This window comes from Halomonas campaniensis (assembly GCF_014193375.1).
Lineage (GTDB): Bacteria > Pseudomonadota > Gammaproteobacteria > Pseudomonadales > Halomonadaceae > Halomonas > Halomonas campaniensis.
In genome coordinates, this window is sequence record NZ_JACHZF010000012.1 from 1 (window position 1) to 27,000 (window position 27,000).

General features: G+C 70.3%; 18 protein-coding genes. 9 read left to right on the forward strand and 9 right to left on the reverse strand.

Annotation, left to right across the window (positions count from 1 at the left end):
- Positions 1-124 precede the first annotated feature (124 nt).
- From BDK63_RS09415 to BDK63_RS09430, 4 genes are all read left to right on the forward strand, one after another.
- Entirely contained in the window at positions 125-520 is a 396-nt protein-coding gene (locus tag BDK63_RS09415; RefSeq protein ID WP_183331234.1) for a hypothetical protein, read from the forward strand.
- 13 nt (positions 521-533) lie between these two features.
- A complete protein-coding gene (locus BDK63_RS09420) occupies positions 534-1,250 on the forward strand; it encodes a YjbF family lipoprotein (protein WP_183331236.1) in 717 nt (238 codons plus the stop codon).
- Entirely contained in the window at positions 1,241-2,065 is an 825-nt protein-coding gene (locus BDK63_RS09425) for a capsule biosynthesis GfcC family protein (RefSeq protein ID WP_183331238.1), read from the forward strand. The genes BDK63_RS09420 and BDK63_RS09425 overlap by 10 nt, the downstream gene beginning before the upstream one ends.
- Positions 2,066-2,136: 71 nt before the next feature.
- The gene (locus BDK63_RS09430) at positions 2,137-4,200 is read left to right on the forward strand and encodes a YjbH domain-containing protein (RefSeq protein WP_246386005.1); all 2,064 of its coding nucleotides are present in this window, start codon (positions 2,137-2,139) and stop codon (positions 4,198-4,200) included.
- Positions 4,201-4,374: 174 nt separating this feature from the next.
- Here the strand turns inward: BDK63_RS09430 and BDK63_RS09435 are convergent, their stop codons facing one another.
- The 3 genes from BDK63_RS09435 to BDK63_RS09445 are packed head-to-tail and all read right to left on the reverse strand — an operon-like array spanning position 4,375 to position 9,498.
- On the reverse strand, positions 4,375-8,289 hold the full coding sequence (locus BDK63_RS09435) for an ATP-binding protein (RefSeq protein ID WP_183331242.1): 3,915 nt from the start codon (positions 8,287-8,289) through the stop codon (positions 4,375-4,377).
- A gap of 33 nt (positions 8,290-8,322) precedes the next feature.
- The gene (locus BDK63_RS09440; protein WP_183331244.1) at positions 8,323-8,961 is read right to left on the reverse strand and encodes a MiaE family protein; all 639 of its coding nucleotides are present in this window, start codon (positions 8,959-8,961) and stop codon (positions 8,323-8,325) included.
- Positions 8,962-8,979: 18 nt separating this feature from the next.
- Positions 8,980-9,498 (reverse strand): DUF1289 domain-containing protein, encoded by a 519-nt coding sequence (locus BDK63_RS09445; RefSeq protein WP_246386008.1) that lies wholly within the window; start codon positions 9,496-9,498, stop codon positions 8,980-8,982.
- 286 nt (positions 9,499-9,784) lie between these two features.
- Between BDK63_RS09445 and acnB the strand changes: the two genes are divergently transcribed.
- Positions 9,785-12,388 (forward strand): bifunctional aconitate hydratase 2/2-methylisocitrate dehydratase, encoded by a 2,604-nt coding sequence (gene acnB, locus BDK63_RS09450; RefSeq protein ID WP_183331246.1) that lies wholly within the window; start codon positions 9,785-9,787, stop codon positions 12,386-12,388.
- Between the two features lie 901 nt (positions 12,389-13,289).
- Entirely contained in the window at positions 13,290-13,724 is a 435-nt protein-coding gene (locus BDK63_RS09455) for an REP-associated tyrosine transposase (protein WP_183331248.1), read from the forward strand.
- 95 nt (positions 13,725-13,819) lie between these two features.
- On the opposite strand, the gene BDK63_RS09460 is transcribed toward BDK63_RS09455, so the two are convergent.
- Together BDK63_RS09460 and BDK63_RS09465 are read right to left on the reverse strand one after the other, a co-directional pair.
- Positions 13,820-14,812: a sensor domain-containing diguanylate cyclase gene (locus BDK63_RS09460; RefSeq protein WP_183331250.1), complete on the reverse strand. Its 993-nt coding sequence runs from the start codon at positions 14,810-14,812 to the stop codon at positions 13,820-13,822.
- Between the two features lie 36 nt (positions 14,813-14,848).
- Complete coding sequence (locus BDK63_RS09465; RefSeq protein ID WP_183331252.1) at positions 14,849-15,664, reverse strand: alpha/beta fold hydrolase; 816 nt, start codon at positions 15,662-15,664, stop codon at positions 14,849-14,851.
- A gap of 151 nt (positions 15,665-15,815) precedes the next feature.
- Between BDK63_RS09465 and rraA the strand changes: the two genes are divergently transcribed.
- Both rraA and BDK63_RS09475 read left to right on the forward strand, forming a co-directional pair.
- Positions 15,816-16,304: a ribonuclease E activity regulator RraA gene (gene rraA, locus BDK63_RS09470; protein ID WP_183331254.1), complete on the forward strand. Its 489-nt coding sequence runs from the start codon at positions 15,816-15,818 to the stop codon at positions 16,302-16,304.
- Positions 16,305-16,400: 96 nt separating this feature from the next.
- Positions 16,401-18,284: a glycerophosphodiester phosphodiesterase family protein gene (locus tag BDK63_RS09475; RefSeq protein WP_183331256.1), complete on the forward strand. Its 1,884-nt coding sequence runs from the start codon at positions 16,401-16,403 to the stop codon at positions 18,282-18,284.
- Positions 18,285-18,697: 413 nt separating this feature from the next.
- Here the strand turns inward: BDK63_RS09475 and BDK63_RS09480 are convergent, their stop codons facing one another.
- Together BDK63_RS09480 and ppsA are read right to left on the reverse strand one after the other, a co-directional pair.
- The gene (locus BDK63_RS09480; RefSeq protein ID WP_221202572.1) at positions 18,698-20,530 is read right to left on the reverse strand and encodes a gamma-glutamyltransferase family protein; all 1,833 of its coding nucleotides are present in this window, start codon (positions 20,528-20,530) and stop codon (positions 18,698-18,700) included.
- Positions 20,531-20,814: 284 nt separating this feature from the next.
- Positions 20,815-23,187 (reverse strand): phosphoenolpyruvate synthase, encoded by a 2,373-nt coding sequence (gene ppsA / locus BDK63_RS09485; RefSeq protein ID WP_183331258.1) that lies wholly within the window; start codon positions 23,185-23,187, stop codon positions 20,815-20,817.
- Between the two features lie 271 nt (positions 23,188-23,458).
- Between ppsA and ppsR the strand changes: the two genes are divergently transcribed.
- On the forward strand, positions 23,459-24,292 hold the full coding sequence (gene ppsR, locus BDK63_RS09490; RefSeq protein WP_183331260.1) for a posphoenolpyruvate synthetase regulatory kinase/phosphorylase PpsR: 834 nt from the start codon (positions 23,459-23,461) through the stop codon (positions 24,290-24,292).
- 146 nt (positions 24,293-24,438) lie between these two features.
- Here ppsR and BDK63_RS09495 read toward each other — a convergent pair whose 3' ends face one another.
- Together BDK63_RS09495 and BDK63_RS09500 are read right to left on the reverse strand one after the other, a co-directional pair.
- Positions 24,439-25,644 carry a CaiB/BaiF CoA transferase family protein gene (locus BDK63_RS09495; protein WP_183331262.1) on the reverse strand — a complete coding sequence of 402 codons (1,206 nt, stop codon included), beginning with the start codon at positions 25,642-25,644 and terminating at the stop codon, positions 24,439-24,441.
- A 172-nt stretch (positions 25,645-25,816) separates the two neighbouring features.
- Entirely contained in the window at positions 25,817-26,998 is a 1,182-nt protein-coding gene (locus tag BDK63_RS09500) for an acyl-CoA dehydrogenase (RefSeq protein ID WP_183331264.1), read from the reverse strand.
- Positions 26,999-27,000: the final 2 nt, after the last annotated feature.

The following is a 27,000-nucleotide window of genomic DNA, read 5'->3' on the forward strand; positions in this document are numbered from 1 at the left end:
TCGGAGTACCGACGTCGCGTCTTCTTGGTCATGAACACCTCCAATGCCTCCAGTATGAGGCTTACCGGGGTGTCCGCTCCAATTAGACCAGTTCACGTATCGCTCATCGACAAGGAGTCACATCATGATCAAGCAGAGCTTCGCCATCGTGGCCATCGCCGGGCTGCTGGCCTCGCCCCTGGCCATGGCCCAGGGTGTCGAATCCGGCGGCGCGGCCACCGGTGGGGCCGGTGCCGGCGCGGGTGCCGCGGAGGGCGGTGCGGCGGGTGCCGGTGCGGCCGGCTCCGGCGCGGGGGCAAGTGCTGGTGCGGGCGCCGCCGCGGGGGGCGCCGCCGCCGGGGGCGCCGCGGGCACCGGCGGCCTGGCGGGCCTCGCCGCCGCCACCGGGCTTTCCACCACCGCACTGGCTGGCATCGGCGCGGCCGCGGCCCTGGGCGTGGGCGTGGCCGCCAGCTCCGGCGGTGGGGGCGGCGGTAACGGAGGCCCCGGCGGCACCACCGGCACCACCGGTACCAACTGAACGGACGCCGCCCATGCCGCCAGACGTCTCACTGACGGCCGTGCGCAAGAGCCGCCCCCGGGCGGCTCTTTCACGTCTGCGCCGGGCCGCTTCCCTGGTTGCCCTGCCGCTGCTGCTGGCCGGCTGCGCCAGCGGCGGGCCCTCCCTGCTCGGCGATGCCCTGCAGGGGCTGCTGCCCGGCGACGACCCGGCCGCCGAGCGCGCCGCGGCCATCCCCTTCGCCAGCCTGGCGCTGGACGCCGGCGACCGCCGCGGCCTGGTGGTGATGGGCGCCCAGGCCGGCGACACCACCCTGTGGCCGACAGGCAGCGGCGGCCTGATCACCCTCCACCGGGAGGGGCTGCAGGCCACCGCCGGGCTGCCCCGCGACCTGCTCGACACCCGCTACCGCCCCCTGGAAGGCGACGCCCCGGCAGCGGGCCATGTGCCCTGGCACGAGGCAACCCCCGGCGAGTTCCGCCTGGAGCGCAACTGGCAGGAGGCCGACGGCACCGTGGTACGCCTCTCGGCCCGGGGGCGGCTGGCGTGCCGGGCGCCCGAGCCCCGCGAGCTGCCGCTGGCGAGCCTGGCGCTGCAGCGCTGCGAGCAGCGCCTGACCTGGGACGACGGCCGGGTGACCACCGGCACCCTGTGGCGCGAGGCCGAATCGCGCCGGCTGTGGGCCGTGGCGGAGACCCCCTGGCCCGGCGGACCGCGCATCGAATGGGAGGTGGCACGGCCATGGTGGTAACGTTCACGCGCCTGGGGCGCCGGTTCGCCGCGGGGCTGGCCGGCCTGGCCATCGCCGCCGCCCCGGCGCTCGCCCAGCCTACCCTCGCGCCCACCACGCTGGCCGAGGCGTGGCTGGCCGTGCTGGAGGCCGAGCCCGAGCCGGTCACCTGGAGCCACAGCGTGGCCCTGCGGCACGCCACCACCGAGCGGCTGCCGCAGCAGCGCGAGCGCCTGGTGGAGGAGCTCGCCACCCTGGTGATCAGCGCCCGGGTGGCCGGCAATGCCCCGCTGGCCGCGGGCCTGGCCGCCTGGGCCGAGGCGCTGGAGGAGGACGACCCACGAATGGCCCGCACCCCGGGGCGCTTCGACCTGCCCTGGCTGGGCGCCAACCTGCGCCAGGACCCGCCGCTGGCCCGCCTGGCCCACTGGGGGCGCTGTGACGTGCCCGACTGGGTGGAGGTGTGGAGCCTGGCCGGGGTGGAGCGCCGGCCCTGGCGGTCCGGGATCGACCTGGCGGCGCTGATGGACGGGCTGCCCGCTGCCGCGACCCGGCGCGCCGACCATGCCGCGGTGATCGACCCGCTCGGCCAGGTGCGCCGGCTGGGCATCGCCGCCTGGAACCCCGAGACCACGCCGCTGGCCCCGGGCAGCCGGGTGATGGTGCAGCTGCCCGGCCCCCAGGGCCTGCGCGGCGCCCTGCCCTTCCCCGGCGCTTTCCCCTTTCCCGGCACGACGATCGAGAGTGAGCTGATCAACGAGCGACTGCCGGCGTACCTGGCGACACGGCTGCCGGGCGACGACTGCACTCTGCAAGGCAAGGGTGAAGAAGGATGAGCAAAACCAAAGCCCCCTTGGGGGTCAGACCCCAAAATCGACTTAAGGGTCTGACCCCGTGTGCCCTGCTGTTGGCCACGGCGGCGGCACCCGCCTCCGCGGCCGGCCTGGCAGGCGAGCTCGGTACCGGCCAGGGCGACTTCGGCGGCGTGGGGCTGATGCAGACGCCGACGGCGCGGATGGCGCCGGAGGGCACCATGAGCGTGAGCTGGAGCCGCACCCCGCCCTACCGGCGCTACAACGTCTTCTTCCAGCCCACCGAGTGGTTCGAGGGAGGCTTTCGCTACGTGGAGGTGGAGAACCAGCTGTTCGGGGAATCCATCGCCGGGGAGCGGGCCTACCTGGACAAGGGCTTTGACATGAAGCTGCGCCTGCTGCGAGAGACCCGCTACTGGCCGCAGCTGGCCCTGGGCTTCCGCGACGTGGGCGGTACCACCCTGTTCGGCGCCGAGTACCTGGCGGCGAGCAAGCGCTGGTACGACCTCGACTTCACCCTGGGCCTGGGCTGGGGGTATCTGGGCAACCAGGCCGATGTGGATTCCCCCTTTGGCTGGATCGACTCGCGCTTCGACGAGCGCCCGCGCCGGGCCGGCGGCGACCAGGGCGGCGAGTTCGCCCTGGATGCGCTGTTCCGCGGGCCCATGGCGCTGTTCGGCGGCGTGGAGTGGCAGACCCCCTGGCAGCCGCTGGTGCTGCAGCTGGAGGTGGAGGGCAACGACTACGACAACGAGCCCCGGGACAACGACCAGGACCGCGACAGCCGCGTGAACCTGGGGGCGCGCCTGGCGCTCTCCGACAACCTGGAGCTGCGCGCAGGCTGGCAGCGCGGCAATACCGCCATGGCCGGGGTGGCCTGGAACCTCGACCTGGCCGGGCTGCGCCAGGTGAAGAACGACCCCGCCCCGATGCCCCTCGAGGCCCCGCCCCGGGAGAGCTGGGCCGAGGTGGCCGACGCGCTGGAGAGCAATGCCGGCATGCGGGTGGCGAGCATCCGCCAGGACGGCCGCGACCTGCGCGTCACCGCGGAGCCGGTGACCTTTCGCCACCTCCCCCAGAGCGAGGTGCGCGCCGCGCGGATCCTCCACGCCCAGGCCGGCCCCGAGGTGGAGACCTTCCGCTTCCGCTGGCAGGAGCGCGGCCTGCCGATGCGCGAGGACGTCCACGACCGGGCGGCCTTCGTGGCGGCGGCCCGCGACGCCGAGGCGGAGACGACCCACCGCCACGGCATCTACGCCCATGCGCGGCTGGCGCCGGGCACCGGCGAGCGCGGCGAGGCGCTGCATGTCGCCGACCCGCGACGCTTCCAGTGGGGCCTGGGGCCGCGGCTGGACCAGAACTTCGGCGGCCCGGACGGCTACCTCTATCGCCTGCTGGCCGAGCTGAACGCCGAGTACCGCACCGACGCCAACGGCTGGCTCTCTGCCGGGGTGACCGCCACCCTGCTCGACAACCTGGACAACTACGAGTACATCGCCGAGTCGCGGCTGCCGCGGGTGCGCACCTTCATCGGCGACTACCTGAGCGAGTCCAGCGTGGGCATCGAGAACCTGCAGTACACCCGCACCGCCCACCTGGGCGGCAGCTGGTTTGCCATGGGCTACGGCGGCCTGCTGGAGATGATGTTCGCCGGCGCCGGCGGCGAGCTGCTCTACCGCCCCTTCGACTCGCCATTCGCCCTGGGCGCCGACCTCAACTGGGTGCGCCAGCGCGACTTCGACCAGGGCTTCGGCCTGCGCGACTACGACACCTGGACCGGGCACCTCACCGCCTACGTGGAGACCGGCATCGAGGACGTGCTGGCCAAGGTTAGCGTCGGCCGCTACCTGGCCGGCGACGTGGGCGGCACCCTGGACCTCTCCCGGGAGTTCGACTCCGGCGTGCGCATCGGCGCCTGGGGCACCTGGACCGACGCCGGCGACGACTTCGGCGAGGGCGGCTTCGACAAGGGGCTCTACCTCTCGATGCCGCTGGACGCCTTCTTCACCCGCTCCAGCCGCGACCGCGCCGCCATCGCCTGGCAGCCGCTGACCCGCGACGGCGGCGCCATGCTGGGCCGCCGCCACTCGCTCTACGAGATGACCCACGAGCGCCGCCTGGACGGCTACTGGGAGGCCTATCCGAGGACGTGGGACTGAAGCGCCGAGCGCCGGTCGCACTGTAGGAGGCCAACTCGTTGGGCGATGGAGGCCGCAGGCCTCCCGGCGGGATCTCCTGGCGTTGGCGCCTCCGCAAGGCGCCTGGCGGCGCCAGTCGCGCAACAAGTTGCCCTCCTACAGTGAATACACCATACGCTGAAACCGGCCACCTCCTCAGGAGGTGGCGTCGGCGGGGTATGGCAGGCTGCGGTCGAGCAGGGTGCGCCAGCGGGTGAGGACGGGGGCGTCGGAGTGGTTGACCTCGGCGAGCAGGCGGCGGAAGTCGCGGCGGGCGCCCTCGTCGGCGGGGTCGATGAGGGTGAGCCAGACCTCCAGGGCGGCGAGGTGCTGGTGGAGATTGCCGTCCTCGCGGGCCTGGTCGATGGCCTGCTCGCAGAGCGCGGCGACCGCCTCGCGGGGGTGGCCGAGCTTGTGGCGAACCACGGCCAGGTGGAGCTCCAGCTCCGGCAGGAACAGGGTGGTCTTCTCCCGGGCCAGCATCAGGGTCTGGTCCAGGTAATCCTCGGCGCGGCGGAACTCGCCGAGGGCGATGCAGGCGTCCACGTACCAAAGCGAGGGACGGCTGTAGCGGTCGCGGCCGGTGAGCTCGGCGAGCTCCTCCTGGGCGGTCTCGACCTGGGTCAGGCCGTCGCGGTCGCCGGCCAGGGCGCGCTGCCAGCCCAGCACGCCGCGGGCGGCCATCTGCCACAGGTGCAGGTCCGGGGTGCCGGTGAGCTCGAAGGCGCGCTCGGCGCGGGCGGCGGCCAGGTGCACGTGGCCCAGCTGGCGGTAGAGCGCCGAGGCGTACATCAGCGCCATGGCCAGGCTGCCGGGGTGGTTGATGCGCTCGGCCAGGCGGATGGCGGATTCCACCTGGGTCTCGGCGCGGCGGTAGTCGCCGCGCAGGCAGAGCGCCCAGCCCTGGAAGCAGGCCGCCGAGACCTGGGGGTGGTCGGAGAACGGCAGCCACTCGATCATCATCGGCGACTCGAGGGGATTGATCTCGTCCAGGTGGTCGTAGGCGCGCTGGATGCGGCCGGCCCAGTACTCGCAGCTGGCCCTGGCGTACTGGGCCAGGCGGGCGTAGCGCGGGTCGTCGAGCTTCTCGGCGAGCCCCGCCAGGCGCGAGGCGAGGTGGAAGGCGTCGGCGTGGGCGTGGCGCTGGCTGCAGCCCACCCACAGGCCCCACTTGACCAGGAAGGCCTGCTCCAGGTCGGCGGTCTCGGGCTCCTCCTCGCTGCCCAGCCGCGCCAGCAGCTCGCGGGCGCGCACGAAGCTCTCGTGGGCGGTGGGCGAGCCGTGGCCCTCCAGGGCGAAGGCGGCCTGGCCGCGCACGGTGAGCAGGCTGATCTCCCGCTCGCCCTGCCCTTCCACGTGGCGCAGGCTGGCCAGGCCCAGGTCGGCCATCTTCAACGCGGTGCGGTTGGCGCTGACCTTGAGCGCCTCCCGGGCGGCCAGCTCGAAGTAGCGGGCGCCGCGGGCGTAGTGGCCGCTGCGCCGCAGGTGGGTGGCAAAGTCGCCGGGGTGGCGGCTGATCCAGATCGGGAAGCGCTCCTCGATCAGCGCCACCACCTGGCGGTGGATCGCCGTGCGCACGTCCCGCGGGCAGGAGAGGTAGGCGGCCTCCTGCAGCAGCTGGTGGGTGAACTGGTACTCGCGGCCGTCCTCGTCGCCCTCCACCGGCTCGATGATCTCCAGACGGCGCATCTGCTCCAGCGCCTGGCTGAGGCGCGGCTTCTCCCAGCCGCTGCACTCGGCCAGGAAGTCGAAGCGGAAGCGCCGGCCCAGCACCGCGGCCACGTGGGCGACCTCGCGGTCGCTGTCGAGCTGGTCGATGCGGCTGGCCAGCAGGCCCAGCAGGCCGTGGGGCAGCTCGTCGAGCTGCACGCTGCGCCCCTCGCGGCGGTCCATGTCGACCCGCCTACAGATCTCCTGCAGGTAGAGCGGCACGCCGTCGCAGCGCTCGATGATCTGGCCGCGCAGCCGCGGGCTCAGGTGGATGCGGTAGCGGCGGGCGAGCTGGGAGAGCAGCCGCGACGACTGCATGGCGTCCAGCCGGCCCAGGGTGATCTGCTGGTCCCAGTGCAGCCGCGCCGGCAGCGCCTCGCGGCCGTGGTGGCTGGCCACCAGCATGAAGGCGCAGTTGATCGGCAGCCGCGCCTGGAGGCCGGCCAGCACCTTGAAGCTGGGCTCGTCGAGCCACTGCAGGTCGTCGATCATCACCACCAGGGGACGGTCGGCGGCGATATGGATGACCAGGCGATGCAGCAGTCCCACCACCAGCTCCACCGCCTCGTTGCTCTGGGTCAGCACCGCCACCTCGCGGGGCTCGCGGGCGCCCAGCGCCTCCTCGAGCAGCCGGGTGCGCTCCTCGTCCAGCGCCGGGGCCTCCAGCGCCGCGAGCAGCTCCGCCAGGGCCTCGGGATCGATCCGCCCGCCCAGGCGCCAACGCAGCAGCTGGCGGGCCACGCCGTAGGGCTCCTGCACCGAGAGCCGGGTGGTGGGCTGCCAGCAGATCGCCGCGTCGCGGCTCTGCTCCAGCTGGCGGAAGCCGACCATCAGCGCCGACTTGCCCATACCGGAGGGGCCACGCACCAGCACGCTCTGGCGCAGGCCGATGCCGGCCCGGGCCAGGGCATCGCGCAGGGTGCGAAGCTGGCTCTCGCGGCCCACCAGGCTGGGCGGTAGCGCCTCGCGGCCGCCCTCGTTGGCGCCCAGGACCAGGGCACGCAGGCGCACCCGGCCGTCGCTGGCCACCAGCCGCGAGCTCAGCCGCGGCTGCAGGTCCAGGGCCGGCGGCATGTGCTGGCTGGCCTCCTGGGAGATGACGAGCTCGCTGCCCTCGGCGGCGGCCATCAGCTCCAGCGAGCCCTGGGTGACCTGGCCGAGGGGGTCCACCAGATGGCGCTCGGGCAGGTAGACCACCCGGCCACTGTTGAGGCCGGCGGCCAGCTCGACCCGGGGCGGCTCGCCCTCCCCCGTCCAGTGGCGCGCGCTCTCCTCGGGGAGCATGCGCCGGCAGTGCTCAAAGAGGGCCACCAGTTCGGCCAGCTGGTGGGCCGGGCCGTGGGTGCCGAAGCAGGCCAGGCCCAGGCCGCCGGTGGCGCCGGGCAGCCAGAAGCCGCCCAGGTGGTGGCACTGCTCCTCCAGCCAGCGCAGCAGCTCGAACTGCAGCATCAGGCAGGCGCGGCTGCCGGTGCGCGACGAGAGGTCGCCCTTGAGGCGCAGGCGGATGGCCATCACCGACAGCTGGCGCTGCTCGATCTCCTCCTCGCGCAGCGGCGCGCTGTCCGCCGCCAGGGTACGGGCGAAGCCGAGACCACCGGCGGCGGCCGCGTCGGCGTGGGAGTCGGACCAGTAGCGGGCCAGCTGCAGGAAGGCCGGTTCGGGCTGCTGGCCGGAGAGCGCCAGCAGCTGCAGGTAGGCGTTGTACTGCTCGTGGGCGGCGGCCAGCTGGCCCTGCTCGGCGAGCTGGCGGACCAGCCGCTCGTGGAAGGGGCCATAGCCGGAGAAGCGGTTGACCAGCGACTGCAGCAGGCGGTCGGGGACACTGTCGTGCTGCTCGAGGACCGACTCGGCGAAGCGGATCACCCGCTGGCGCCAGTCGTTGCGGGTCTGCACCAGCCAGCGCTGGAACTCGGCGCAGTTGGCGAGCTGGAGCTCCTCGGCCAGGTCACCCTGGTAGGCCTCGAGCAGGCGCGCCAGGGTCGGCAGGTCGCGCTCGCCGTCGAGCAGACGCTGCACCTCGTGGATGTCGAAGGTCCAGCCCTCGGGCAGGCGGAAGGCGATGGTCTGGCGAGAGACCACCAGCACCCGCTCGGCATGCTCGCCCAGCGACTGGCGCAGGCAGTGCAGCGCGTGGCGCAGGTTGGTGCGCCCCGAGGAGAGGCCCTGGTCGGGCCACAGCAGTTCGGCCAGGCTGGCGCGGTTCACCGGCTGGTTGTGCAACAGCAGGTAGACCAGCAGCGCCTTCACCTTGTCGTAGCTGAACTGGGTCAGCATGTCCTCGCCGAGGGTGAGCGAGAAATGGCCGAAGAGGGACAGCTGATCCTGCTCCGGGGTAACGGCAACGTCGGAAGCTTCCCGCATCTTGTTGTCCTGCGTGGTAAGTGGGTGCCGGTCTTACGCCGGTACGCCACTGTGAAAACGAAACGCCTGGTCAGGCGATTGCACCAGCTCCGCTTCGCGATCGGCGAAGAAGGCGATCCGGGACTCGATGGGGGCCGGGGGCAGATGGCGGGCCAGCATCAGGTAGTCCTCATAATGGCGCCCCTCCGACTTAACCAGAGTGCGATAGAACTTGGCAAGTTCGGGGTCCAGGTGGGGGATCAGCCGGGCGAAGCGCTCGCAGCTGCGCGCCTCGATGAAGGCACCGATGATCAGGATGTCCACCAGCCGCGCCGGCTCCCCGGGACGCACGTGGCGCCGCAGCCCCTCGGCATAGCGCGAGGCCGAGATGTGCCGGTAGGCGATGCCCCGCGCCTCCATCAGCTTGACCACCTGCTCGAAGTGCAGCAGCTCCTCCCGGGCCAGCTGGCTCATCTTGGTGAGCAGCAGCGGCTGGTCCACGTAGCGGTAGAGCAGGCTCATGGCCGTGGAGGCGGCCTTCTTCTCGCACTGGGCGTGGTCGATCAGCAGCAGCTCGGGGTTCTCGAGCGCCCAGTCGATCCAGGCGTCGGGGGTGCGGCAGGCCAGGAAGTCGAGCAGTTCGGGCGACAGCAGCTCGTCGGCGGGCGGGGCATCGGTCACGGGGTCGGACATGGCAGGCGGATCTCGGGCTCAGGGTTCGGAGAGGGCGTTGTCGCCAAGGGCATTGTCGCCGACGACATGGCCACAGAGGACATGGCGGCGTCGCTCGGCGGCGGCGGTGAGCTCGGCAGCGATGCGCTCGTGGAGCTCGACCACCGACAGGCCGGCCGCGGCCTCGCGGGGCGCCAGGCCGTAGCGGGCCAGCTCCCGGATGCGCTCGCGACCCACCCACAGCAGCTCCACCGCCCGGGAGAGCCCGGGCTGCTCGGGGCGGTAGCGGATGCGGTGGCGGGCCAGCTGCTCGGCAAGCGCCACGTCATCCACCAGGCGCAGGTAGCGGCCGGCGACGGCCTCGCGCAGGGCGTCGAGCTCGGCCATGCGCGCCGCACGCGCGTCAGGCGCCAGGCCGGCCCAGTCGCGGATCTCCACGTCGGCCCGCTGGCAGCCGCGGCAGGTGGCGTCGCCCAGGGTGGTGGAACAGAGCCCCACGCAGGGCGAGGCGATGGCGCCCATGGCATCCCTCTCGTTGGATGGCTGGAGGTTTCTCATGCTCTAAGACTATTCCCATGGTACCGCGTCACCCGCCCCGGGGGGAGCCTCACCTGTCACTCGACCCCCTGTAGTTCAACAGACAGGGCGCCGACCAAAGTGCAAGGCGCCAACCACCGGGGCTCGCTTAACATTGTCGACAGTTTACCGTAGACTTCCGGCACCGAAGACAGGACGTCTTTCACCCCTGTTCTTGTGCCATGGCCCCCGTGTCAGGGCGTCCGCCGTAAGACGCCTCCCGCCACGCCACCGGGCCCTGGCGACCACCACCAATGAGGGCCACACCGTGCTTGAAGCCTATCGCCAACATGTCGAGGAGCGCGCCGCCGAAGGCGTGCCGCCGAAGCCGCTGAACGCCGAACAGGTCGCCGCACTGGTCGAGCTGCTGAAGGCGCCGCCGGCCGGCGAGGAAGAATTCGTCCTCGACCTGATCACCAACCGCGTTCCCCCGGGTGTTGACGAGGCCGCCTACGTCAAGGCCGGCTTCCTGACCGCCATCGCCAAGGGCGAGGCCGAGTCGCCGCTGATCGACAGGATCCACGCGGTCAAGCTGCTGGGCACCATGCAGGGCGGCTACAACATCGTCTCCATGGTCGAGCTGCTGGACGACGCCGAGCTGGCCAAGGAAGTGGGCGAGCAGCTCAAGCACACCCTGCTGATGTTCGACGCCTTCCACGACGTGGAAGAGCGTGCCAAGGCGGGCAACGCCGTGGCCAAGGAGGTTATCCAGTCCTGGGCCGACGCCGAGTGGTTCCTCTCCAAGCCCGCCCTGGAAGAGAAGATCACCCTCACCGTCTTCAAGGTGCCGGGCGAGACCAACACCGACGACCTCTCCCCCGCCCCCGATGCCTGGTCGCGCCCCGACATCCCGGTGCACGCCAACGCCATGCTCAAGAACGAGCGTGACGGCATCGAGCCCGAAGTGCCCGGCACCACCGGCCCGCTGAAGCAGATCGAGGAAGTGAAGGCCAAGGGTTTCCCGGTCGCCTATGTGGGCGACGTGGTCGGCACCGGCTCCTCGCGCAAGTCCGCCACCAACTCGGTGCTGTGGTTCTTCGGCGACGACATCCCCTACGTGCCCAATAAGCGCGCCGGCGGCTTCTGCTTCGGCGGTAAGATCGCCCCGATCTTCTTCAACACCATGGAAGATTCCGGCGCCCTGCCCGTGGAGATGGATGTCTCTAAAATGGAGATGGGCGACGTCATCGACGTCTATCCCTACGCAGGCAAGGTGTGCAAGCACGGCACCGACGAGGTGCTGACCACCTTCGAGCTCAAGACCCAGGTGATCCTGGACGAGGTGCGCGCCGGCGGCCGCATCCCCCTGATCATCGGCCGCGGCCTGACCACCAAGGCGCGCGAGTCGCTGGGCCTGGCCCCGTCCGACGTCTTCCGCCTGCCGGAGCAGCCCGTCGATACCGGCAAGGGCTACACCCTGGCCCAGAAGATGGTCGGCAAGGCCTGCGGCATGGAGGGCGTGCGCCCGGGCATGTACTGCGAGCCGAAGATGACCACCGTGGGCTCCCAGGACACCACCGGCCCGATGACCCGCGACGAGCTCAAGGACCTCGCCTGCCTCGGCTTCCAGGCCGACCTGGTGATGCAGTCCTTCTGCCACACCGCCGCCTACCCGAAGCCGGTCGACGTGGACACCCACCACACCCTGCCCGACTTCATCATGAACCGCGGCGGCGTCTCCCTGCGTCCGGGCGACGGCATCATCCACAGCTGGCTGAACCGCATGCTGCTGCCCGACACCGTCGGCACCGGCGGCGACTCCCACACCCGCTTCCCGCTGGGCATCTCCTTCCCGGCAGGCTCCGGCCTCGTGGCCTTCGCCGCCGCCACCGGCGTGATGCCGCTGGACATGCCGGAGTCCGTGCTGGTGCGCTTCAAGGGCAAGCGTCAGCCTGGCGTCACCCTGCGTGACCTGGTCCACGCCATCCCCTACTACGCCATCAAGGAAGGCCTGCTGACCGTCGAGAAGTCCGGCAAGAAGAACGCCTTCTCCGGTCGCGTGCTGGAGATCGAGGGCCTCGAGGACCTCACCGTCGAGCAGGCCTTCGAGCTCTCCGACGCCTCCGCCGAGCGCAGTGCCGCGGGCTGCACCATCACCCTCTCCGAGGAGAGCGTGAGCGAGTACCTGAAGTCCAACATCACCCTGCTCAAGTGGATGATCGCCAACGGCTACGGCGACCGCCGTACCATCGAGCGCCGCATCCAGGGCATGGAGGAGTGGCTGGCCAACCCGAGCCTGATGCGCGCCGACAAGGACGCCGAGTACGCCGAGGTCATCGAGATCGACCTCGAGGCGCTCAAGGAGCCGGTACTCTGCGCCCCGAACGATCCGGACGACGCCCGCCTGCTGTCTGACGTGGCCGGCGAGAAGATCGACGAGGTGTTCATCGGTTCGTGCATGACCAACATCGGCCACTTCCGCGCCGCGGGCAAGCTGCTCGAGAAGCAGCCGGCCGGCAGCCTGAAGACCCGCCTGTGGCTGGCCCCGCCCACCAAGATGGACCAGCACCAGCTCACCGAGGAGGGCTACTACGGCATCTATGGCCGCGCCGGCGCGCGCATGGAGATGCCGGGCTGCTCGCTGTGCATGGGCAACCAGGCCCGCGTGGCCGCTAAGTCCACCGTGGTCTCCACCTCCACCCGTAACTTCCCGAACCGCCTCGGCGACGGTGCCAACGTGTACCTCGCCTCCGCGGAACTCGCGGCCGTGGCCGCCGTGGAAGGTCGCCTGCCAACCGTCGACGAATACCGCCGCTACATGGGCGAGTTCGACGCCATGGCCGGCGAGATCTATCGTTACATGAACTTCCACGAGATCGAGGAGTATCAGAACGCCGCTTCCAACGTGATTCCCGTCGCTCAGGAAGCCTGATACCCCGGTGTTGTGATAGTCTCAGGTTCGACTCCGATGCTCGCAACATCGAATGGCCGCCCTCGCGGCGGCCTGAGCCGATGACAGAAGCGCCCCCAGCCGGGGGCGCTTTTTTCGTTTGCAATGGCTGAAGCAACGCCACCCTGCAGGAGGCCAATTTATTGGTGGTCCGACATTTCGGCGATGGAGGCCGCAGGCGCCAGACGAAGCCACCCTGTAGGAGGCCAGCTCTGCTGGGCGATGGAGGCCGAAGGCCTCCCAGGGAGTACCACCACACGTGGCAACGCCGCCGGGCGCCTGGCGGCGCCAGTCGCGCAACAAGTTGCCCTCCTACAGACCAAGCCGGCTGCAGGCGCGAACCTTCGATGCAGCCACCCTGCAGGAGGCCAATTCATGGGGCGATGGAGGCCGCAGGCCTTCTGGCGGCACCTCCACAGGTTGGTAACATCGCCGGGCGCCTGGCAGCGCCAGTCGCGCAACAAGTTGCCCTCCTACAGACCAAGCCGGCTGCAGGCGCGAACCTTCGATGCAGCCACCCTGTAGGAGGCCAATTCATTGGGCGATGGAGGCCGCAGGCCTCCTAGGGAGTACCACCACACGTTGGCAACGCCGCAGGGCGCCTGACGGCGCCAGTCGCGCAGCGGAGCTGCCCTCCTACAAGGCCATATCAGGCAATGTCGGCTTGCGCCACCCTGTAGGAGGCCAATTCATGGGGCGATGGAGGCCGCAGGCCTCCCGGGAGTACCACCACACGTTGGCAACGCCGCAGGGCGCCTGACGGCGCCAGTCGCGCAACAAGTTGCCCTCCTACCAGCCAAGCCGATGACTTTCCCTCCTACGGGTCGCCCCGGGCCGCGGGCTGACCTAGGCTGCGAAAAAATGGATCGTATGAGGCCATTCCATGAACTCTCCTGGCAGGAAAGCCCTCAGAACCGGCCGGCGCTCAATCCCTGGTCACTTCTATCACATCACCATCGTGACGCGGCGGCGTCACCCCTTCTTCCAGGAATTTCGCTGTGCCTGTGCAGCCTGCCGAATGTTCTCGTCACCGGCAGTGAACGCACATTGCACCACCCAGAGCTTCGTGGTCATGCCAGACCATGTCCATTGGCTTCTCCAGTTACATGGCGACCTGTCGATTGCCGTCAAGCTCTACAAGTCTCGCGTCTCGATGGCAGTGGGCATACCCACCTGGGAGGACGGCTTCCATGACCATGCGCTGCGTCAGGACGAGGACATCAGGCGCATCGCCCGTTACATCGTCGCCAACCCCCTTCGAGCGGGGCTGGTGAAACGGGTTGGCGACTACCCCTACTGGGATGCCGTATGGCTGTGAAGGCCTGCGCCGTAGGAGGCCAATTTATTGGTGGTCCGACATTTCGGCGATGGAGGCCGAAGGCGCCAGACACGCAACATTCTCCCCTCGCGCGGTCACCCCACCACGATGCGGTTGCGGCCGCCCTGCTTGGCGGCGTAGAGCGCGCGGTCGGCGCGTTCGAGCAGGCCGGCGGCGGAGTCGCCGGGGCGGTGACCGGCCAGGCCGATGCTCAGGGTGACGGGGATGCCCTGCCATTGGTGCTGCTGGACGCGGGTGCGCAGCCGCTCCAGGGGGCGGCGGGCGTCCTCGGGGGAGGTGCTGGGCATCAGCAGCACGAACTCCTCGCCGCCGACGCGGGCCGCGAGGTCATCGCCGCGCAGGGTGTCGTGCAGCAGCCGGGCCAGGGTCTCCAGCACGCGGTCGCCGGCGGCGTGGCCGAAGCGGTCGTTGATGGCCTTGAAGTGGTCCACGTCCATCAGGGCCAGGGTGAAGCCGCCCCCCAGGGCATCGGTATCCACCTGCGCCAGCAGCCCGCCGAGCACTCGGTCGAAGCGGCGCCGGTTGGGCAGGCCGGTGAGCGCGTCGGTCATCGCCTCGTGGTCGAGCCGGCGGTTGAGCGCCTCGAGCTCCTGGCGGCGCGCCTCCAGGGTCGCCTGGAGGGACTGCAGCTCGGCGATGATGGCGCCCTTCTCGGCCAGCAGCCGGTCGGTGGCCTCGCGGTCCTCCAGCAGCTCCCGCTCCAGGCGGTGCTTGCGGTCGATGGGCATCAGGCCGAGCAGCGAGAGCCGGGCGCCCTTGTAGTCGATCCGCCGCGCGCTGCACAGCACCGGCAGCATCTGCCCACTGGGCAGCGACAGCTCGAGATGCACCTCCTCGACCCGGCCCCGCTCCGCCAGGCGATAGCCGACCAGGCCGAGGTAGAGCAGGCGCGCCGCCGGAGTGAAGAGGTCGCTGGCCGGGGTGTCGACAAGCGCACCGGCGGGCACCCCGAACCACTCCCCCACGCAGCGATTGACCGCCAGGATGACCCCCTGCTCGTCGACCACCACCTGGCCGTCGGGGGCACGGTTCCACCACTGGGCGAGATCCTGGGGACGGATCGGCATCGGCACGGCTCCTTCTTCGGAGGAAAGGTCTCGCGGTCAGCTGGCCGAGGAGATCGTCAGGTGCGTGCGCAGCGCCCGGGCCAGGCGCTCGGGGTCGGTCAGCTGCGGATAGTGCCCGGCGCACTCCAGCACCTCGAGCTCGCTCTCCGGCAGGTGGCGCTGGAGGTACTGGGCGGCGCTGAGCGGCACGATGACATCGAAGGCGGTCTGCACCACCGTGCTGGGCACCGTGACCCGCTCAAGCAGGTGGCGGGTATCGCCGAGGAAGATGCTGCGGGCCAGGGGGCGGAGCACCTCGGGCGCCACCGCCAGGAAGCGCTGCTGCAGGTCGTGCTGGCGCGAGGGGGTCAGGGCATCGCCCAAGGCCACCCGGGAGAGGGTGCCCGCCCAGTCCAGGTAGTTCTGCTCCATCAGCGCCAGCAGGCCGTCGAGCTGCTCGGGGGTGTAGCCGCCCAGGTAGTCGGGCGGGTCGTCCAGGTAGCGCGCCGAGCTGCAGATGAGGCAGAGCTTGCGGAAGGCCTGCGGGCGGGCAATGGAGGCCATCAGCCCGATGGTGCCGCCGATGGAGTGGCCGACCATCAGCGCCCCCTCGAGCCCCAGGGCGTCGCAGAGCGCCACTACGTCCTCGACATGGCCGGCCGGCGTGCCGTGGCGGCCGGGATCATGGGCCGCGGGGTCGGCGGCGCCGAAGCCCGCCAGGTCGAAGAGGATCAGCCGGTAGTCCCGCTCCAGCAACGGCACCAGGCGACTCCAGACGGTCTGGTCGCAGCCGAAGCCGTGGATCATCAGCAGCGGCGTGCGGCCCCGACCGTGCTCGGTGACGTTGAGGCGCTGGACAATATCGCGGTGCATCGAACGGGATCTCCTGGCCTGGACGGACGCTGAAGACCAGCATACCAAATCACGGCCAGGCACCGACCAACGGCTTCCACCTAAGCCGTCTTTCGCCACCTGCCCAGTGTGGCATCATCAAGCCATCATCCCTCGTGAAAGGAGCCAAGCCGTGAGCCCCATCATCACCCCCGACATCTGCGATGCCCATCCCGAGGTGCGGGTGCTGGACCCGCTGTTCGTCAACTTCGGCGGCCGCGAGGCCTTCTGCGGGCCGATCCGCACCGTGAAGTGCTTCGAGGACAACTCCCTCGTCAAGGAGGCCGTGGCCGAGCCCGGCGAGGGAGCGGTGCTGGTGGTGGACGCCGGCGGCTCCCAGCGCTGCGCCATGCTGGGCGACATGCTCGCCGAGCAGGCCGCCGACAACGGCTGGAGCGGCGTGGTGATGTACGGCTGCGTGCGCGACGTGGACGTGCTGGCCGAGACGGAGCTGGGCGTGCAGGCGCTGGGCGCCCATCCGCGCAAGAGCGAGAAGCGCGGCGAGGGGCAGCGCGACATCCCGGTGACCTTCGCCGGCGTGACCCTCTCCCCGGGCGAGTGGCTCTACGCCGACAACAACGGCATCCTGGTCGCCGAGGCGCGCCTGCCGCTGGAGGGCTGACGCCGTGCCGTCGGCCGGCAGGGTCCGCCGGCGGCCCTTGCCGTGGCGCCTCGGGTGGTGTCACCCTGACGCCATGTCCACCACGCCGATCCCGCCATGCTGGCCCTCTCGCAGCTGAGCCGCGACGTGCTGCGCAGCCTGCGCGAGCACCTGCGGCCGCTGATCGCCTACCACCTCTTCTTCACCCTGCTGGCCTCGAGCCTGCTGCTGCCGGCCGTGGCCTGGAGCCTGACGCGGCTGCTCGGCCAGTTCGGCCGCCCGGTGATCACCAACGCCGAGCTGATCGACATCCTGATGAGCACCGGCGGCGCGCTCTGGCTGCTGGCGGCCATCGGGCTGACCTTCCTGGTGCTCTACCTGCAGCAGGCCGGCATGATCCTGGTGGCCGTGCGGCCCCGGGACAACCATGTCCACCTGGCCTTCGAGGCGCTCTGGTCCACCCTGCGCCGCCTGCCGGCGCTGGCCGGGCTGGTGGTGGTGCAGGTCGGCGCCCACCTGCTGCTGGTGATCCCCGTGGCCTACGCCCTGGCCTGGCTCTACGGGGCCTTCCTGGGCGGGCTCGACCCCTACTACGTGCAGCGGGTCCGGCCACCGGCGCTGTGGCAGTTCCTGGCCATCGCCGGCCCGCTGGTGGTGGTCTGGGCGTCGATCGCCGCCACCCTCTACTTCCGCTGGATCCTGGCGCTGCCGCTGGTGGCGCTGGAGGCCCTGTCGCCCCGCGCGGCGCTCACGCGCAGCCACCGCCTGACCCACGGCCGCAAGGGCCCCATCGCCGTGGCGGTGATCGCCCTGCTGCTGGTGATCGTCGCCCTGCCCTTCCTGGCCAGCCTGCTCTTCGACCGGCTCTTCACCCCCATGCTGTGGTGGCTGCCGGAGCGCAACGCGGTGCTGGCCCCCGCCACCCTGGCCTACCTCACCGCCTACGTGCTGGTGACGCTGGCCATCACCTTCGCCGGCATCGCCGCCAATGCGCTGCTCTCGGCCTGCCTCTACCTGCGCCTGGCCCACCGCGAGCCGCGACCCGCCGCGCCGCCGGCGGACGCCCACCCGGGACGGCTGGCCTGGGCGGTGGAGCTGGGGGTAGTGGGCTTCGCGCTGGCCCAGGCGTGGCTGATCGTCAACAGCTTCGAGCTGCGCGACGAGGTGACGATCATCGCCCACCGGGGTAGCTCCATGGTCGCCCCGGAGAACACCCTGCCGGCGGTGCGGCGCGCCCTCGAGGACGGCGCCCACTACGTGGAGCTTGACGTGCGGCTGACCGCCGACGACCAGGTGGTGCTCTTCCACGACCGCAGCCTCGCCCGGCTGACCGGCGACCCGCGCCGCCTCGGCGAGCTGACCCGCGAGGAGCTGGCCGCCTTCGACGTGGGCAGCTGGTTCGGCGACGCCTTCGTCGGCGAGGGGATCGCCGGGCTGGACGAGGCGTTGGTGGCGGTGCGCGGCCGCAGCGCGCTGATGATCGACATGAAGCCGGACCCAGGCCGGGAGGTGGCGCTGGTGGAGGCGGTGATCGCCACCCTGGAGGAGGAGGCCCGCCTGCGCCGGGCCTGCCGGGAGGCGGCCGACGACGTGGCCGCGGCCGAGGCCTGCGGCGAGCCGGAGGTGATCGGCGAGACCCGCCTGGCGACCATGTCGCCGACCCTGGCCCGGGAGGCCAAGGCCCGCGAGCCGGGACTGCGCGTGACCCTACTGGCCCAGCTGGTGCTGCCCGGCACCCTGGACCGCCGCGGCTTCGATGCCCTGGGCCTGCGCCACAACCGCATCAGCGACAACGAGATCCGCCTGGCCCGCCACTACGGCTACGAGGTGCATGCCTGGACCATCAACGACCGGGCACGCATGTCGCAGCTCATCGACCTGGGGGTGGACGCCATCATCACCGACCGCCCCGACCTGCTGGCCGAGCTGATCGAGGACCGCCGCGAGCTCAGCGACGGCGGCCTGCTGCTGGTGAAGCTGAGGAACTGGCTGAGGAGTTGAAGGTGAGAGCTAACCACCAGGGCTTTCTGATACTGGTGGGAGCCCGATTTAGCGGTGGTCCGACATTTCGGCGATTGGCTGAGTTAGCAGCGTATGGTGACAGCAACCACCGGTACCAACTCCGCCAATCGCCCGGGGGACCCGGGCTCCCACCAGTGGAGCCAGAGACAGTGGCCAAGCCAGGCACCAGTGGCACCATCCATCGCCCGGCGGAGCCGGGCTCCCACCAGAAGCCGAACCACCCGTGGCTTTTTCACTCCACCGAGACATGGCCCTACTGGTGGGAGCCCGATTTATCGGGCGATGAATGAGTTGCCAAGGTGAGAAAAGCAAGCCAGCAAAGCCAACACCACCTTCGCCCGGCGGAGCCGGGCTCCCACCAGAACCAACAGTTGCCCGGGCAGCCCGCAGCGCTACTCCCCCATCACCACCCCTTCACGGCGCGGGTCGGCGCCGCCGAAGAAGCCCTCCTCGGTGACCTGCAGCGCCTGCAGGCCGCTCACCAGCTCGCGCTCGCTGACCTCGTGACCGCGGGCGGCCAGGGCCTCCAGGGTCGCGGCGGGGAAGCGTCCCTCCTCCAGGAACACCGGCCCGCCCAGGGTAATGGCGTGGGGCAGGTCCAGGGCCTCCTGGGCGTCCAGGCCCCAGTCGAGCATGGCCACCAGCGCCTTGGCGGTGTAGTGGATGATCGCCGCGCCGCCCGGCGAGCCGAGGCTCGCCACCAGGTCACCGCTGTCGCGGTCGAACACCAGGGTCGGGCTCATGCTGGAGCGCGGCCGCTTGCCGGCCTCCACCCGGTTGGCGATGGGGTTGCCCGCCTCGTCCTCCGGGGTGAAGGAGAAGTCGGTGAGCTCGTTGTTGAGCAGGTAGCCACCCGGCAGGCCGGTGCCGCCATCGGCGAGGATCCGCGAGCCGAAGGCCGACTCGATGGTGGTGGTCATGGCGATGGCGTTGCCCTCCTCGTCGATGATGCTGATGTGGCTGGTGCCGTACTCGGGCTGGTCGGGGTGCTGCCCCCAGGCGGTGGCGAGCGCACCGGGGTTGCCCGCCTGGGCGCCGCCGCTGCCCAGGCTCTCCTCGCCGACCAGGTCGGCGCGCAGGGCCAGGTAGTCGGGATCGAGCATCACCGACCAGTCGCCGCCCGGGGCCTCGACGAAGTCGGGGTCGGCGATGTAGCGGCCGCGGTCGGCGAAGGCCAGCCGCGCGGCCTCGAGGAACCCGTGCAGCCAGGCCTCGCTCGGGATCCCGTCGGCCACCGGCTCCTCCACATCCGGCAGCGCATGGAGGATGCCGAGGATCTGCATCACGGTGAGGTGACCCGACGAGGGCGGCGGGAAGCCGCAGACCCGCCAGAACTTCCAATCGGTGCAGATCGGGTCGCGCTGCCGGGCCGCATAGCCGGCCAGGTCCTCCACGCTGAGCGCCCCGGGCCGCTGGTGATGCTCCTGCACGCGGAAGGCCAGGTCCTTGGCGATATCGCCGGTGTGCAGCGCCGAGCTGCCCTGCTCGGCGATCTGGCGCAGGATCGCCCCGAGCGCCGGGTTCTTGAGCTGGTGGCCCTCCGCCAGGGGCTGGCCCTCCTCGTCGTAGTAGAAGGTCCCGCCCAGCGGGTCGTCGCGCAGCCGCTCCTCGCCGGCCAGGCTGGCATGCAGCCGGGGGCTGACGGCGAAGCCCTGCTCGGCCAGGGTGATCGCCGGGCCGAACAGCTCGGCCCAGGGCAGCCGGCCATGCGCCTCGTGGGCCATCTCCAGCATGCGCACCGTGCCCGGCACGCCCACCGAGAGGCCGCTGGCGGCGGCATCCATGAAGGCCAGCGGCTCGCCCTCCTCGTCGAGGAAGAGCTCGCCGTCCACCGCGGACGGCGCCGTCTCGCGGCCGTCGAAGGCGGTGACCTCTTCGCCGTCGTAGTGCATCAGGAAGGCCCCGCCGCCGATGCCGCTGGACTGGGGCTCCACCAGGGTCAGCACCATCTGCACGGCGATGGCGGCATCGATGGCGCTGCCTCCCGCCTTGAGCACCTGGTAGCCGGCGTCGGTGGCCAGCGGGTTGGCGGCGGCCACGGCGAAGCGCTCGGTGGCCCAGCCGGGCTTCTCCTCGCTGCCGGAGCTGACCTCCGGGGCGATGGCCGGGATGTCGTACTGGAAGGCGACCTCGGCCTGGGCCGCGAGGGGCAGGCCGAGCATCAGCGCGGCGGTGAGCGGGACCAGCAGGCGGCGGCGGAAGGGAACGGCGGGCGAAACGGTCATGGGACAGGCTCCTTGTCACTGTGAATCGACGCGGTGAATCGTCGCTGTGAATCGCGTGGGGGAGTCTGACAGCATAGACGAAAGGCGCCCGGCCGACGGGGGTCGACCGGGCGCCTTTATGGTGAGAGGCAAGCTCGTTGGGCGATGGAAACCGAATGTCTCCCCGTGGGGTCTCCACACGTTCGAGCCACCCGCCGGACGCCTGGCGGCGCCAGTCGCGCAGCGGAGCTGCCCTCCTACAAGGCAGTCTCAGGCGGTGTCAGCCGACGTTGCCGCCAATCGCCTTAGCCCAGCGTTTCGCCGGCCAGCATGAACCAGGTCTCGAGCACGGCATCCGGGTTGAGCGACACCGAGTCGATGCCCTGCTCCATCAGCCACTTGGCCAGGTCCGGGTGATCCGACGGGCCCTGCCCGCAGATGCCGATGTACTTGCCCTGGGCGCGGCAGGCCTGGATGGCCATGGCCAGCAGCTTCTTGACGGCCGGGTTCCGCTCGTCGAACAGGTGGGCGACGATGCCGGAGTCGCGATCCAGGCCCAGGGTGAGCTGGGTCAGGTCGTTGGAGCCGATGGAGAAGCCGTCGAAGTGCTCGAGGAACTCGTCGGCCAGCAGGGCGTTGGCCGGCAGCTCGCACATCATGATCACCCTGAGCCCGTTGTCGCCGCGCTTCAGGCCATTGGCGGCGAGCAGTTCGACCACCTCGCGGGCCTCGTCGGTGGTGCGCACGAAGGGCACCATGATCTCGACGTTGTCCAGGCCCATCTCCTCGCGGACCCGCTTGAGCGCCCGGCACTCCAGCTCGAAGCAGGGGCGGAAGGAGTCGGAGATGTAGCGCGCGGCGCCGCGGAAGCCCAGCATCGGGTTCTCCTCGCCGGGCTCGTAGAGCTTGCCGCCGATCAGGTTCTCGTACTCGTTGGACTTGAAGTCCGACAGGCGCACGATGACCGGCTGGGGGTGGAAGGCGGCGGCCAGGGTGGAGATGCCCTCGACCAGCTTGTCGACGTAGAAGTCCACCGGGCTGGCGTAGCCGGCGGTGCGCAGGTCGATGGTCTGCTGCAGGTCGGCGGGCAGGGTGTCGTACTCGAGCAGCGCCTTGGGGTGCACGCCGATCATGCGGTTGATGATGAACTCCAGGCGCGCCAGGCCGACGCCGGCGTTGGGCAGGCTGGCGAAGCCGAAGGCGCGGTCGGGGTTGCCGACGTTCATCATGATCTTGAAGGGGATCTCGGGCATGGCGTCGACGCTGGTCACCCGGCGGTCGAACTCCAGCAGCCCCTCGTAGACGTGGCCGGTGTCGCCCTCGGCACAGGAGACGGTGACGTCGCGGCCGTCGGCCAGCACCTCGGTGGCGTCGCCGCAGCCTACCACCGCCGGGATGCCGAGCTCGCGGGCGATGATCGCCGCGTGGCAGGTCCGGCCGCCGCGGTTGGTGACGATGGCCGAGGCGCGCTTCATGATCGGCTCCCAATCGGGGTCGGTCATGTCGGTGACCAGCACGTCGCCGGGCTTGACCTTGTCCATATCGTCCGGGGAGAAGACCACCTTGACCGCGCCCTGGCCGATGCGCTGGCCGATGGCACGGCCGGCCACCAGGGTGCGGCCCTTCTCCTTGAGCTGGAAGCGCTCGAGCTTGCCGCCCTCCTGCTGGGAGACCACGGTCTCGGGACGCGCCTGGACGATGTAGAGCTCGCCGTCGTCGCCGTCCAGGGCCCACTCGATGTCCATGGGACGCTGATAGTGCTGCTCGATGGTCACCGCCTGGCGGGCCAGGGCCATCACCTGCTCGTCGTTGATGCAGAAGCGGCCGCGCTCCTTGAGCGGGACGTCCACGGTCTCCACGGACTTGCCGGCGCTGGCCTCCTGGCCGTAGACCATCTTGATCAGCTTGGAGCCCAGGTTGCGGCGCAGCACGGCGGGGCGGCCGGCGGCGAGCGTCGGCTTGTGGACGTAGAACTCGTCAGGGTTCACCGCGCCCTGCACCACCGTCTCGCCCAGCCCCCAGGAGGCGGTGACGAAGACCGCATCGCGGTAGCCGGACTCGGTGTCCAGGGTGAACATCACGCCGGAGGCGCCGGTCTCGGAGCGCACCATCTTCTGTACGCCGGCCGAGAGGGCCACGTTCTCGTGGGCGTAGCCGCGGTGCACGCGGTAGGAGATGGCGCGGTCGTTGAACAGCGAGGCGAACACCTCGTGCACGGCGCGCTTGATGTTGTCGAAGCCCTCGATGTTGAGGAAGGTCTCCTGCTGGCCGGCGAAGGAGGCGTCCGGCAGGTCCTCGGCGGTGGCCGAGGAGCGCACGGCGACCTTGAGGTTGGGGTGCTGGGCAAGCAGCTGGTCGTAGGCGGTGCGCAGGTGCTGCTCGAAGGTGGGCGGCAGCGGGGTGTCGATGACCCACTGGCGGATCTCGGCACCGACGCGGGCCAGCTCGCCCACGTCATCGACGTCGAGCCGGGCCAGCGCCTGGTTGATCCGGTCGTTGAGCCCCTCGTGGGAGAGGAACTCGCGGTAGGCGTGGGCGGTGGTCGCGAAGCCACCGGGAACGGTCACCCCGGCACCGGAGAGGTTGGAGATCATCTCGCCGAGGGAGGCGTTCTTGCCCCCGACCCGGTCGACGTCGTCCATGCCCAGCTGATCGAACCACAGAATGTAATCGTCCACGTGACCTCCCAGTATATCGACGATGGGGCTTCATGCCGGTTGACGATGTCCTGCGCACGGGCATGAAGGGATGGTCGCGACTCTAACAGCGGCCGACCATATTCGCCATTGGTCTAACATCGAAGTCACTGGAGGATTTTTACAACAATCCGGGGAATTGCCGCATTTCTGTAGTCATCGGGCGTCCAGCGTCGAGGATCCTGCGGCTTGTCGCCGGGCGGACAGGCATCGACAATGGGGGATCCCTTTCCCAGCCGACAGCGACACCGCCATGACCCGTACCGCCTTCTTCATCTCCGACGGCACCGGCATCACCGCCGAGAGCCTGGGCCGCAGCCTGCTGGCCCAGTTCGAGAACGTCGAGATCCGCATGCTGACCAAGCCCTACATCGACACGGTGGAGAAGGCCCACGACCTGGTGCAGGTGATCAACGGCGCCGCGGTGAGCGACGGCGAGCAGCCGATCATCATCGATACCATCGTCGACGGCGCGATCCGCCAGGTGATCCGCGAGGCCGAGGGCTTCAAGATCGACATCTTCTCGACCTTCCTCGAGCCCCTGGAGCAGGAGCTGGCGACCCACTCCAGCTACACCGTGGGGCGCACCCACTCCATCGGCAAGGATGAGGTCTACATGGACCGCATCCACTCGGTGCACTTCGCCCTGGACAACGACGACGGCGCCCGCACCCACCAGTACGACAAGGCCGACGTGATCCTGATCGGCGTCTCGCGCTGCGGCAAGACCCCGACCTCGCTCTACCTGGCCCTGCAGTTCGGCATCCGGGCGGCCAACTACCCGCTCACCGAGGACGACCTGGACGAGGATGGCTCGCTCAAGCTGCCCCGCGCCCTGGCCGCCCACCGCCACAAGCTGTTCGGCCTGACCATCGACCCGCGCCGGCTGGCGGCGATCCGCCACGAGCGCCGGCCCAACAGCCGCTACAGCTCCATGGACCAGTGCGTCCAGGAGGTGGGCCAGGCCGAGGGCCTCTACCGCCAGATGCATATCCCCTTCATCGACACCACCCGCTTCTCGGTGGAGGAGATCTCCACCCGGATGATCGCCGAGGTGGGGCTGAAGCGGCGGTTTTCGCCGCGGTAAGCGCCGGGTTGTAGGAGGCCAGCTCTGCTGGGCGATGGAGGCCGCAGGCCTCCCGGCGATGGCTAACTAACCACGGGCACACCGCCGGGCGCCTGATCGGCGCCAGTCGCGCAGCGGAGCTGCCCTCCTACAGGTATCGGCTGACCTCATTTCACTACTCCGGCCTTCCGTAACCTGGCGATATCGTCCGGCGTCAGGCCCATCTCGGCGAGGATCGCGTCGCTGTCCTGGCCGAGGCGTGGCGGGGCCACCTCGCTGGTGGCGGAGTCACCGTCGAAGCGCAGCGGGTTGGCCACCTGGGGCACCTCGAGCTCGCCCCGCGTCAGCTGGCGGTGCAGCCGGCGATGCTGCACCTGGGGGTCGTCGAACACCTCGGTGAGGGTGTTGATCGGCCCCGCGGGGATGCCGCGCGCTTCCAGCTCGGCGAGCCATTCGTCCCGCGAACGGGACATGAGGATCGCCTGGATCATCGGCACCAGCACCTGGCGGTTGCCGACCCGCGCCGCGTTGGTGGCGTAGGCCGGGTCCTCGGCCCACTCCGGATGGCCGAGCAGCGCGGCGAAACGGGCGAACTGGGCGTCGTTGCCCACGGTGAGGACCAGGTGGCCATCGGCACAGGCGAAGGCCTGGTAGGGCACGATATTGGGGTGGGCGTTGCCGTGACGCTCGGGGTCACGGCCCGACACCAGGGCGTTGAGGGCCTGGTTGGCCAGGGTGGCCACCTGGACGTCGAGCAGCGCCACGTCCACGTGCCGCCCCACGCCGGTACGCGCCCGCTCCTGCAGCGCCGCCAGCACCCCTACGGTGGCGTAGAGCCCGGTCATCACGTCGGTGATCGCCACGCCGGTCTTCATCGGCATGCCGTCGGCCTCGCCGGAGAGGCTCATCAGCCCGCCCATGGCCTGGATCATGAAGTCGTAGCCGGCGCGGTGGGCGTAGGGGCCGTCCTGGCCGAAGCCGGTGATGGAGCAGCCGATCAGCCGCGGGTTGAGGGCCCTGAGACTCGCGTAGTCGAGGCCGTACTTCTCGAGCCCGCCGACCTTGAAGTTCTCCAGCAGGATATCGGCGCCCTCGGCCAGGCGGCGGATCAGCGCCTGCCCCTCCTCGGCGGCGATGTCCACGGCCAGCGACTGCTTGCCGCGGTTGGCGCAGAGGTAGTAGGCGGCGACCTTCTCCACCCGATCCGCCTCGGCGAGCCACGGCGGCCCCCAGCCGCGAGTGTCGTCGCCGCGCTCGGGGTGCTCGATCTTGATCACCCGGGCGCCCAGGTCGGCGAGCAGCTGGCCGGCCCAGGGGCCGGCCAGCACCCGCGACATGTCGAGCACCGTGATGCCCTCAAGCGGTCCGCTCATCTTGAGCTCCTTGCTACCGTGTGCCGATAGTGGCACCACTCGGGGCTGACCCGGCGGCAGGGCGTCGAGGAGGCGCTGTGAATACGTCCCTGTACGCTACCTCGGCCATCCATGGTCCTCGGACCTCCTCTACGCCCTGCCCCCGGCGCCCCGCGTTTTCATCAGCTTTTTATCAACCGGTAAAGGCTTGGAGGCCGGTCTGGGCGCGACCGAGGATCAGCGCGTGGACATCATGGGTCCCCTCGTAGGTGTTGACGGCCTCCAGATTCATGACGTGACGGATCACGTGGTACTCGTCGCTGATGCCGTTGCCGCCGTGCATGTCGCGGGCCACCCGGGCGATGTCCAGGGCCTTGCCGCAGTTGTTGCGCTTGATCAGCGAGATCGCCTCGGGCACCAGCTGGCCATCGTCGATCATGCGGCCCACGCGCAGCGCGGCCTGCAGGCCCAGGGCGATCTCGGTCTGCATGTCGGCCAGCTTCTTCTGGATCAGCTGGTTGGCGGCCAGCGGGCGGCCGAACTGCTTGCGCTCCAGGGTGTAGTCGCGCCCCGCATGCCAGCACGCCTCGGCGGCGCCCATGGCGCCCCAGGCGATGCCGTAGCGGGCGCGGTTGAGGCAGGAGAACGGGCCCTTCAGGCCGGTAACGTTGGGCAGCCGCTGCTCGTCGGAGACCTCCACGTCCTGCATGGCGATCTGGCCGGTGATGGAGGCGCGCAGGCTGAACTTGCCCTCGATCTTGGGCGCGGAGAGCCCCTTCATGCCCTTCTCGAGAATGAAGCCGTTGATCACCCCCTCGTCGTCCTTGGCCCAGATCACGAAGACGTCGGCGATGGGCGAGTTGGTGATCCAGGTCTTGGTGCCGTTGAGGCGCCAGCCATTCTCGGTGCGGGTGGCGCGGGTCGCCATGCCGCCCGGGTCGGAGCCGTGGTCGGGCTCGGTGAGGCCGAAGCAGCCGACCCACTCGCCGGTGGCCAGCTTCGGCAGGTACTTCTCGCGCTGGGCCTCGCTGCCGAAGGCGTGGATGGGGTACATCACCAGGCTCGACTGCACGCTCATGGCGCTGCGGTAACCGGAGTCGACCCGCTCCACCTCGCGGGCGACCAGGCCGTAGCTGACGTAGTTGAGGCCGGCGCAGCCGTAGCCGTCGATGGTGGAACCCAGCAGGCCGAGCTCGCCCATCTCGTTCATGATCTCGCGATGGAAGATCTCGTGGCGGTTGGCCTCCAGCACCCGCGGCAGGAGCTTCTCCTGGCAGTAGTCGTGGGCGGTCTGGTGGACCATGCGCTCGTCTTCGCTGAGCTGGTCGATCAGGCGGAAGGGGTCTTCCCAGGTGACGGGGGTGATCTGGCTCATGG